This is a genomic window from Mucilaginibacter sp. P4_G9 (assembly GCF_056400985.1).
In genome coordinates, this window is the sequence record NZ_JBFUKF010000191.1 from 1 (window position 1) to 10,119 (window position 10,119).

Annotated in this window: 10 protein-coding genes; 3 read left to right on the forward strand and 7 right to left on the reverse strand. The window is 41.1% G+C overall.

What is annotated here, in order from left to right:
- On the reverse strand, positions 1–834 hold an 834-nt coding region (locus AC1DPZ_RS16190), incomplete at its 3' end, for a lipase family protein (RefSeq protein WP_477405205.1).
- Positions 835–1,137: 303 nt separating this feature from the next.
- Between AC1DPZ_RS16190 and accD the strand changes: the two genes are divergently transcribed.
- The gene (gene accD / locus AC1DPZ_RS16195) at positions 1,138–1,983 is read left to right on the forward strand and encodes an acetyl-CoA carboxylase, carboxyltransferase subunit beta (protein ID WP_477405207.1); all 846 of its coding nucleotides are present in this window, start codon (positions 1,138–1,140) and stop codon (positions 1,981–1,983) included.
- A gap of 74 nt (positions 1,984–2,057) precedes the next feature.
- Here the strand turns inward: accD and AC1DPZ_RS16200 are convergent, their stop codons facing one another.
- From AC1DPZ_RS16200 to glmM, 4 genes are all read right to left on the reverse strand, one after another.
- Positions 2,058–2,282 carry a hypothetical protein gene (locus tag AC1DPZ_RS16200; protein WP_477405209.1) on the reverse strand — a complete coding sequence of 75 codons (225 nt, stop codon included), beginning with the start codon at positions 2,280–2,282 and terminating at the stop codon, positions 2,058–2,060.
- 289 nt (positions 2,283–2,571) lie between these two features.
- Entirely contained in the window at positions 2,572–2,940 is a 369-nt protein-coding gene (locus AC1DPZ_RS16205; RefSeq protein ID WP_477405211.1) for a hypothetical protein, read from the reverse strand.
- A gap of 240 nt (positions 2,941–3,180) precedes the next feature.
- Positions 3,181–4,317: a cysteine desulfurase family protein gene (locus tag AC1DPZ_RS16210; protein ID WP_477405213.1), complete on the reverse strand. Its 1,137-nt coding sequence runs from the start codon at positions 4,315–4,317 to the stop codon at positions 3,181–3,183.
- Positions 4,318–4,415: 98 nt separating this feature from the next.
- Complete coding sequence (gene glmM, locus AC1DPZ_RS16215) at positions 4,416–5,804, reverse strand: phosphoglucosamine mutase (protein ID WP_477405215.1); 1,389 nt, start codon at positions 5,802–5,804, stop codon at positions 4,416–4,418.
- Between the two features lie 272 nt (positions 5,805–6,076).
- Here glmM and AC1DPZ_RS16220 point away from each other — a divergent pair, with 272 nt between their 5' ends.
- Positions 6,077–6,640: a phosphatase PAP2 family protein gene (locus tag AC1DPZ_RS16220; RefSeq protein ID WP_477405217.1), complete on the forward strand. Its 564-nt coding sequence runs from the start codon at positions 6,077–6,079 to the stop codon at positions 6,638–6,640.
- The gene (locus tag AC1DPZ_RS16225; protein ID WP_477405219.1) at positions 6,640–7,356 is read left to right on the forward strand and encodes a ZIP family metal transporter; all 717 of its coding nucleotides are present in this window, start codon (positions 6,640–6,642) and stop codon (positions 7,354–7,356) included. The genes AC1DPZ_RS16220 and AC1DPZ_RS16225 overlap by 1 nt, the downstream gene beginning before the upstream one ends.
- 304 nt (positions 7,357–7,660) lie before the next feature.
- Here the strand turns inward: AC1DPZ_RS16225 and AC1DPZ_RS16230 are convergent, their stop codons facing one another.
- Entirely contained in the window at positions 7,661–8,725 is a 1,065-nt protein-coding gene (locus AC1DPZ_RS16230) for a M20 family metallo-hydrolase (protein ID WP_477405221.1), read from the reverse strand.
- 176 nt (positions 8,726–8,901) lie between these two features.
- The coding region (locus AC1DPZ_RS16235; protein WP_477405223.1) for an MFS transporter at positions 8,902–10,119 on the reverse strand (1,218 nt) is incomplete at its 5' end.

Here is a 10,119-nt window from a genome sequence, read left to right on the forward strand (position 1 = left end):
TTTGGGGCTTGCCATGATCCCCATAGTTGTACCCGAATGGGATTTTTGAGGTACTATCCTGAAAGCTGACTGAGAGGCGGCTTTATATTCAACAATCATCTCCTGTGTAACATATTTGCCGCCTGTAAATGTAATCGCTCCTTGTTTCACACTTACATAATTAGCATTTAAATTGGCAGCAGCCGATCTTACTACCCCATCAGAACCTAATTCGCCAGTATAAGAATTAAGGTTATCATAAAATTCCCTGTCTATGGATTGCCCGATTATAGTAAAAGGGAAAAAACCTTTTTCGCCTATTTCTCCTCCCTCGCCCCTGATCCATTTTTTATTAAGCTCCCATGACTTGTTGCTGCCAAGCTCAAGCCAGTTAAGTACTCCCTGGCCGGGCTCCACCCCTTCAAACCATGATTTTAAGCGGCTTATTTTACCCTTGCCCAGCTGCGCCAGGGCCGAGCCGAAGTTGGCAGGCGCAAGCATGATCAAATGACTCATCGGGCAAATCAGTGTGCCTTTTTTGTTATAATAGGTATCCCACCATTCCCTTACCACCGGCCCGCCGGTTGAATGTGTAATGCAAACAAACCGGTTATTGTTGGCTAATTCCTCTGCCAGCTGTTCGTTAACGGCGGTTTCAAATGCCCTGGCAATATCATGAAGCTGAACTTCATCATGAAAACTGATGTATTGCCCAAGGTAAATATCTTTAACTATTGCATTTGCGTCTATCTTTTTTGCTTCAGCCTGCAAACGTATCGGAAGGCTTCCGTACGTATCAAGATTGGTAACGCTCCAGCCGTGAACAAAAACAAGTACCAGATTATCGGTAGCCATATAATTAAGGATTTAGGTTAATTTAGGTATAATATTAGTAGTTAAAAACGGCAATTTAAATACTTTAATTAATTATTTCTATACTATTGTTAGTCAATTTTAAAAAACTGTTTTAAGGGTAACTCATTATGGTTTGGTATGGCTATTCGGTGCAATCCCTGGTAGCTTTGAATGCTTTTTTTATCATATTGATCGGCCTGATTGTTTATTAATTATTTTTATGAATTTATTAGCATTTCATTTTTGAACTGTTTCTAATATTTTTCGTTTCTTTGCAGTCAATTGAAAGAGTTAGATATAGATATGGCGTGGTTTAAACGAGAGTTGAAAGGGATAATTACGACTACTGAGGAAAAGAAAGAAACCCCTGATGGTATCTGGAATAAATGCCCCAATTGTAAAAAACCCTTGCATTATTCTGAGCAGGTTGAAAATCAATATGTTTGCCATTACTGTGGCTTTCACCTTCGCATAGGTTCAAAAGAATACTTTTCGGTTCTGTTTGATGATAATGAGTTTACAGAACTTTTTGAAAATCTTACATCCGGCGATCCCCTGCACTTTGAGGACACTAAAAAATATACAGAAAGGCTTACCGAAACCCAGTTCAAAACGGGCTTAAAAGATGCCATACGTGCCGGTGTAGGTAAAATTGACGGCCAGGACATTGTAATTGCCTGTATGGATTTTAACTTTATAGGTGGTTCGATGGGATCTGTTGTGGGTGAAAAAATTGCCCGCTCCATTGATTATAGTATTGCGCACAAAATCCCCTTCCTGATGATCTCAAAATCCGGTGGTGCAAGGATGATGGAAGCCGCGTTTTCACTAATGCAGATGGCTAAAACATCAGCCAAGCTGGCTTTATTATCAATAGCTAAAATTCCTTATATATCTTTACTTACCGACCCTACAACCGGCGGTGTAACAGCATCTTACGCTATGCTTGGCGATATCAATATAGCCGAACCAGGCGCGCTGATTGGCTTTGCCGGCCCGAGAGTTATTAAAGAAACCATCAAGAAAGATTTGCCTAAAGGTTTCCAGACTGCCGAATTTGTTCAGGAACATGGTTTTCTTGATTTTATAGTCGACAGAAGGGAAATGAAGGAAAAATTAGCTTCGTTTTTGAAAATGATGAAAAATTAGTTTTCTTCAATACAATATAAACAACAAAGGCTACCCATTTTAGGTAGCCTTTGTTGTTTATTAAAAGCAGCGAGCTATTTTGTTATCGAACCGCTTTGTGCACCGGCTCCCGGTATATCACGATCAGGAAGATCAGCAAAGCTGCCATCTTCGTGCAAAACCTTTAAATTTTTTCTATTGGGGCCGTACTTTTCAAGATTATCTTTACTTTGATTGGTACCCGTGTCGGTATTTCTGCTGTTTCCCGTCATCCCCATACCGTCACCCTGATTTCTACCAGGTGTTCCATAATTGTTCATGATCTTGTCCTCCTCTATATTTTAGGTTTAAAACATTGCTGTACTAAAACATTGCTGCAGTACACGGGGTTCATGACCATGGCATTCAGTCGGCGTTAAGTCAGGCGTCCTGATCATATGCGAGGTTTAAATTCGTCGTCATAAACCTTTACACTAATTTAACTCTTTATTATCTAATTTATTATTAAAAATAGCATATCGGGATTTTGACCTGGTAAGGAATTTTAAATCCAGAAAATTTAACAAATATTATATCCTGGTATTTAAGGCTTTCCTTTGTTCACATGGACTATATTCCCTCTGTACCTGGCTCATGCCCTACCATCCTGCCTGTTGTTCTTCCATGCGGGCGACTTTCAAAATCTGTTTTGGCCGGCCCTACAGACGGAAATTCCTTTTTATTTGGAGGAGTTACGTCAATTTGTTCACTATATGAAGTATCTGCACTTTTATTAGGCTGGTCAACTTCAGCCTGGCTATGGTAACCCGAACCTTCATTATCAGATTCATGTTCTTCTGGTATTTCATCCGGATCATCGCCATTTTTATTCTTTTTCAGATTATCGCGCTTTTGGCCTGGAAATGAGTTGCTTGTATGTTCGAAATCGTTACGATTTTTATCCTGGTTATTCCGGGATTTTTCTTCTTTAGTATTCATAGGTTTTAACTTTTACTATTAATAAAACCTATCGAATTATTGTTTTGTTTTCTAAATAAGAAAATATATTTCTTATTTGTGTGTGTATGGTGATTTATTTAGGCTTCGCCGCTCAAAACCTCCAACGCACAGATGATCTCACTGCTATTTCATGTAGCGTTGCAATCATGGGCTTTACAGATTGATGGAGCGTAAAACTTACAATGTTTTCAGAACTTCGTAAGTTTTATGCATAAAGAATTATGCGTTAACCAAACAAAGTTCCTTTACCTTGGCAACGGTAAAATCCACTTCGTTCTTTGTGTTATATTTTGAGAAAGAAAACCTCACTGAAGGTCTTGATGAGCTTGCCCCTATAGCAGTAAGCACGTGCGAACCAATATCGGTACCAGAACTGCAGGCGCTGCCACCTGAAGCAGAGATCCCTGATATATCCAGGTTAAACAACAACATATCAGCCATTTCCATTTCAGGGAAAGCTACATTAAGCACTGTATACAAGCTTTTATCGGCATCGGTTTCGCCGTTAAAATTTACACCAGGTATTTCGCTTATCAATCTACCATGCATGTATGATTTTAAGCCCTGGATGTGTGCCTGGTGCTGCTCCATTTCGGCATAAGCTATTTCAAGCGCTTTGGCCAGGCCAACTATGCCATAAATATTTTCGGTACCACCGCGCATATTGCGTTCCTGGGCACCGCCATATATAAATGGCTTTATTTTAATGCGGTGGTTGATATGTAAAAAACCTACCCCTTTTGGCCCATGCAGTTTATGACCGGCACAAACTAAAAAGTGTGTTTTAAGCTTACTCAGGTCATGTTGATAATGGCCCATGGTTTGTACCGTGTCGCAATGATATATGGCATTATAGGCTTCGCACAGGTCTCCAATACGGTTCATGTCTGATAATGTGCCTATCTCGTTGTTGGCATGCATGATAGATACAAAGCTACGCTCGTTATCCTTAAGCAGGGTTTCCAGATGATCGTAATCAATGTTGCCTTTGCTGTCAACATTCACAAAGCTCAATTTTATGACACCCGATTTTTCCATGGCCTCCAGCGTGTGCAATACGGCATGGTGCTCAATATGGCTGGTAATGGCATGCGTAATTTTATGATCAGCAATACCACAACGGATTGCGGTGTTATCGGCCTCGGTACCGCTTGATGTGAAAAATATCTCGGCAGGCGATGTATGCAAAAGGTTAGCTATAGTTTTGCGCGATCTTTCAATCAGTGTACGTGCCTCACGGCCATGCGAGTGGATTGACGATGGGTTGCCATAATGGTTTTCCATCACCTTATACATTTCTTTTAAAACTTCCGGATCAAGCGGCGTTGTAGCAGCATTATCAAAATAAACACGCATCGTTATAGTAATTATTGATTTATTAAATTACTGAATTATTGAATTAAAACTGATCCCCCGATCAGTAAATTCATTAATCCGGTAATTCAACAAACGGGTCAGTTAACTTGTAAAATTTCTTTAATATCTGCGATTATCTTATTTGCCAGCCCGTTTGCAACGGTTTCTGAGTTGCCTTCGGAGTAAATACGGATAATCGGTTCAGTGTTTGAACGACGCAAATGTACCCATTCTTTATCAAATTCTATTTTCAGGCCATCAATTGTTGAGTGCGGCTGCTTATTGTACTTCTCTTCTACCTTAATTAAAAGAGCATCTATATCCATTTCGGGGGTTAGGGTTATTTTATTTTTTGAGATAAAATAACCTGGGTACGACCGGCGCAGGTTTGAAACCGACTTGCCATACTTAGCCAAATGGGTTAAAAACAAGGCGATACCAACTAAAGCATCGCGGCCGTAATGCAGTTCGGGGTAAATTATTCCGCCATTGCCTTCACCACCAATAACCGCGTTAACTTCTTTCATTTTGTTAACTACGTTCACCTCGCCCACAGCCGATGCATGGTATTCGCCACCAGCTTTTTCTGTTACATCACGCAGGGCACGGGTGGATGACAGGTTGGATACCGTGTTACCTAAATTATGCTGTAACACATAATCAGCAACAGCCACCAGGGTATACTCTTCACCAAACATATTACCATCCTCGCAAACAAAGCACAGACGATCAACATCCGGATCGACAGCTATACCTAAATGCGCTCGTTTATTTAAAACTTCTTTTGATAACGCGGTAAGGTTTTCTGGTAACGGTTCCGGGTTATGCGCGAAGTTACCATCGGGCTCACAATATAATTTATGAATGGTAGTTACACCAAGGGCTTTTAATAAAGCAGGTATAAAAATACCACCGGTTGAGTTAACACAATCAATAACTACATGAAAATCGGCTTTCCTGATAGCGTCAACATCAACTAAAGGCAGGGCCAGCACAAGGTCGATATGCTTTTGCAACCAGCTGTTATCCTGGGTTGCCTTGCCCAGGTCATTTACATCAGCATAATTAAAATCGCTGCTTTCGGCAATCGCCAATACTTCTTTTCCATCGGCATCATTTATAAATTCCCCATCAGCATTCAGGAGTTTCAGCGCGTTCCACTGTTTAGGATTATGACTCGCGGTAAGAATTATCCCACCTGCAGCCTGTTCGCCGGTAACAGCCAGCTCAACAGTAGGCGTAGTTGATAAACCAAGATCAATAACATCAATGCCCAGTCCTTGTAAAGTACCGATAACCAGGTTGTTTACCATTGTGCCTGATAAACGGGCATCACGGCCTACAACAATTTTTCTTATCCCCGATTTTTGAACTGCCCAGGCACCATACGCCGAGGTGAATTTTACAATATCCAGCGGTGTTAAACCATCGCCAACGGCGCCACCAATGGTGCCGCGTATACCCGAAATTGATTTTATAAGTGTCAAATTTGTTGTGGTTATTTGTGTAACAAAAGTAAAATATTTAACCAATAGCAGTGTACAAATTATGTAGTTTTTAAGCGTTCTTAATTAGTGAATATTAGTTGATAAGTCGCCAAAACGCTTTTTTTGTTCGCAGTAAAAGCGTTATTAAATGAATCTAAGTGTATGTTATTTGTAACTATATATTGTTTTTGGGGAATTAACTGCATAGCGTTAAAAGTTGTTTTAAAGTATTTGATAACTTTGGGCCAAAACCATAGCATATATAATTATCAATGCCCGAATACATCTTACAACTCGACCGGCATTTATTTTACTTTATTAACCATGACCTCTCGAACCCGTTTTTCGACCTGGTGATGCCTTGGTTGCGTAACGCCAGATTCTGGATTCCGCTATATATTTTTATTGTCGTTTTTTGTTTGTGGCGATATAGAAAGGTGGGTGCAATCATCATTGTGCTGCTGGCTACCACCGCAGGCTTTGCTGATTTTACCAGCGCCAGCATTATCAAGTATAATGTCAAGCGCCTGCGCCCCTGCCGCGACCCTGTAGTTGGCGCTACTGATATAAACCGTGTTCCCTGCGGGTCGGGTTATAGTTTCCCCTCAACACATGCTACCGACCATTTTGCTATGGCTATATTTTTATCCCTCGTTTTTGGAAAAAAATGGGGTTGGATTTGGTTTGGGGCTATTTTATGGGCATCGCTGATCTGTTTTGCACAAGTGTACGTTGGTGTTCATTTTCCGGTGGATGTGATCTGTGGCGCCATTTACGGCTCATTGGTGGGAATCCTGTTTGCTTATCTGTTTAAAAAAATACAACCTGCCTTTTAATGGAGATCTGGAAAGTTTTAATATTGTTTTTAAGTGCCTCATGCGGCGGATTAGCCGTTTTTCTGTTCAAAGGCGATAACCACAGAATGCTAAAACTGGTGCTTGCCTTTAGCGGGGCTTATCTTTTTGGCATAACTGTTTTACATTTAATACCCGACGCTTACCATGGCAATGATAATTTGGTGGGCGTGTTTATACTGATCGGTTTCCTGTTCCAGATTGTTTTGGAACAATTCTCGGACGGTATCGAACACGGGCATATGCACAAACATACGCATGATGTGGCTATTTTTCCTGTTGGTATTATGGTGAGCCTTTGCCTGCATGCCTTTTTAGAAGGTATGCCGCTGGCCCAGGGAAATCAGAATCAACTGGTTTACGGTATAGCCCTGCACCATATTCCTGCTTCATTTGCCCTGGGTACTGTACTTTTAACAAATAAGCAGGGAAAATCCCGTACTGTGTTTTTTATTTTGCTGTTCGCGATAATGGCGCCTGCGGGGTACTTTTTCAGTAATGCGCTAAGTAGTGGCGATATTGGCAACCTGCAGCATTACTTTAACCGGATAATGGGTATAGTTATTGGAATATTCCTGCATATTTCTACTACTATCCTGTTTGAATCGAGCGCMGATCACCGGTTTAACCTGCGGAAGATGATTGCTGTACTATTTGGTGTTGCAATCGCTTTGGCTGGATTTTTGGGAGAATTGTAAAACAAACCCTTCCCGATTTTTTTAAATTTTCGGCATATTTGTACTGAAACAAAGGTAGGCGGGTATAATTACCCTGTTTCTATTTAATACCGAAACCTGATAAAACAACTATTTTTAATAATAAGCTTATTATTAGATAGTTAAGATGTGCTTAATGACCTTTGAGGGTTGTTTTAAAGTGTACAAAAGGCGCCGGTAAAGTAATCCTTAGGTATATGAATGGTGTATCAAAGGTGCACGAACGGTATATAAAAAGGACATATTTAAATACTCCTTATTTACAGAATATTTAAATATGTATGGGTTAATTTATGCTCTCCAGCATCTTGATATACAGTTCAATACCTTCGCGTATCTCATCTACATATACAAACTCGTCAGCAGTATGCGAGCGCGCCGAATCACCCGGGCCTACTTTTATCGACGGGATATCTAACAACGATTGATCTGATGTAGTTGGCGAACCGTAGGTTGTTCGGTTTAAAGCAATACCTGCCTGAACTATGGGATGCTCTTTTGGTATAGATGATGGTTTTAAGCGGATAGACCTTGGTTTAACGTCGCAACTTACGTGCTGCCTGATGATGTCCAATACTTCCTCATTACGGTAAGCGTCCGTAACACGCACATCAACAGTAAATACACAACTGGCTGGCACTACATTATGTTGTGAACCGGCATTGATGATGGTTACCGACATTTTGATAGGCCCGAAGACTTCCGATTCCTTAGGAAATTTAAAACCGCGGAACCATTCAATATCGGCCAATGCCTTATAAATAGCGTTCTCGCCCTCTTCGCGGGCTGCATGTCCTGCCCTGCCATGTGCGGTGCAGTCAAGCACCATTAAACCGCGCTCGGCTATGGCTAATTGCATTAAGGTAGGCTCTCCTACTATACCAAATTCCAGTTTGCCTAATTCGGGAATGATCAGTTCAAGTCCGTTTACGCCAGAGATCTCTTCTTCGGCGGTAGTGGCAAGACAGAAGTTGTACTTGAGATTTTCTTTATCATGAAAATAAATGAACACAGCAATAAGTGATACCAGGCAGCCCCCGGCGTCATTACTACCAAGGCCATAAAGCTTACCATCTTCAATTTTGGCATCATAAGGGTCGCGGGTATAGCCCGAGTTTGGTTTCACAGTATCATGATGAGAATTTAGGAGGATTGTAGGTTTTGCCGGGTCGAAATGTTTATTCCACGCCCAGATGTTATTTAGTTTACGATGGGTTATTACGCCATGCTGCTGCAAAAATTCATTAATAAGATCGGCAGTACGGTCCTCCTCTTTGCTAAACGATGGTATAGATATGAGTTGCTGCAGTAAAGTAACTGCAAGTTGAAACAGATTGTTGTTATCGGCCATAGATGTTGGGTAATTCCCTTAATGTTAAGGGGGCAAAATTAATACTTTTTACGTAACGAAACGGACGTACAAACAGTATAAATATCTCCCTGAATTTCAATAATTTGGTTCAGGGTCTATTGGAAAATATATCCGGTTATCGGCACCGACACTCTGTTTCATCATCTGCACATCTATTAATCCTCTTCCATTTTGGAGTGCTTTCTTGTGTCATTCATGGCAACATAAAGCACTAAGGATAAGGCGATACAAACGGTTACATACCAGTAAAACCATTGCGGATGGTGGTGATTTTTGAATAACAGGGCAATGTATTCTGCCGTTCCGCCAAACATGGATACTGCTATGGCATACGGGAAACCTACGCCAAGGGCACGCACATTTGCAGGAAAAAGTTCGGCCTTAACCACAGCATTGATGGATGTGTAACCGCTTACAATTATCAATGCGCACAAAATGAGCACGAAAGCTACCCAAACATCTTTAGTGTTACTTAATAATGTGAGAATAGGCATAGTACTAATTGTACCCAAAACACCAAAGCCAATAAGCAAAGGTTTGCGACCAATTTTATCAGAAAGCAAACCAAAAACCGGTTGAATCAGCATAAAAATCACCAAAGTAAGGGTTGATATTAACGTTGCAGTAGCTTTGCTGAAACCCGAACTGTTCACCAAAAACTTTTGCATATAGGTGGTAAATGTATAAAAAGCCAGAGTGCCCCCCACTGTTAAGCCGATAACGGTAAATACTGCTTTGGGGTGTTTGGCTAATGCGCCGATAGTACCATGCATGGAGTTGGTCTGATCTTTTTCTTTAGTAAAAGACGCCGATTCCTGTAAACTGCGTCTCAGGTACATAGTAATAACAGCCAAAAAAGCGCCTATACCAAACGGGATGCGCCAACCCCAATCGTGCAGCTGTTGTTCCGTTAAAAAGGCACGTTGCAATAAAACCAGCACCCCGAGGGCCAGTAACTGCCCCATAATAAGGGTTACATATTGAAAGCTGGAATAAAAACCACGGTGTTTTTTGCCTGCCATCTCGCTAAGATAGGTAGCGCTGGTGCCATACTCCCCTCCTACACTTAAGCCCTGGATGATGCGGGCTACCACCAATAAAATCGGCGCTGCAACACCAATAGATTTATAACCAGGTGTAATGGCTATGATAAGCGAGCCCACACTCATTAGTAGTACCGATGTGGTTAATGCTGTTTTACGACCACGTTTATCAGCAAACGTCCCCATTAGCCAGCCCCCTATGGGTCGCATTAAAAAGCCAATGGCGAAAATACCTGCTGTATTTAACAACTGCACAGTTTCATTTTCCTTAGGAAAGAAAGCATCCGAAAAATACAGAGAAAATGCGGTGTACACGTACCAATCGTACCA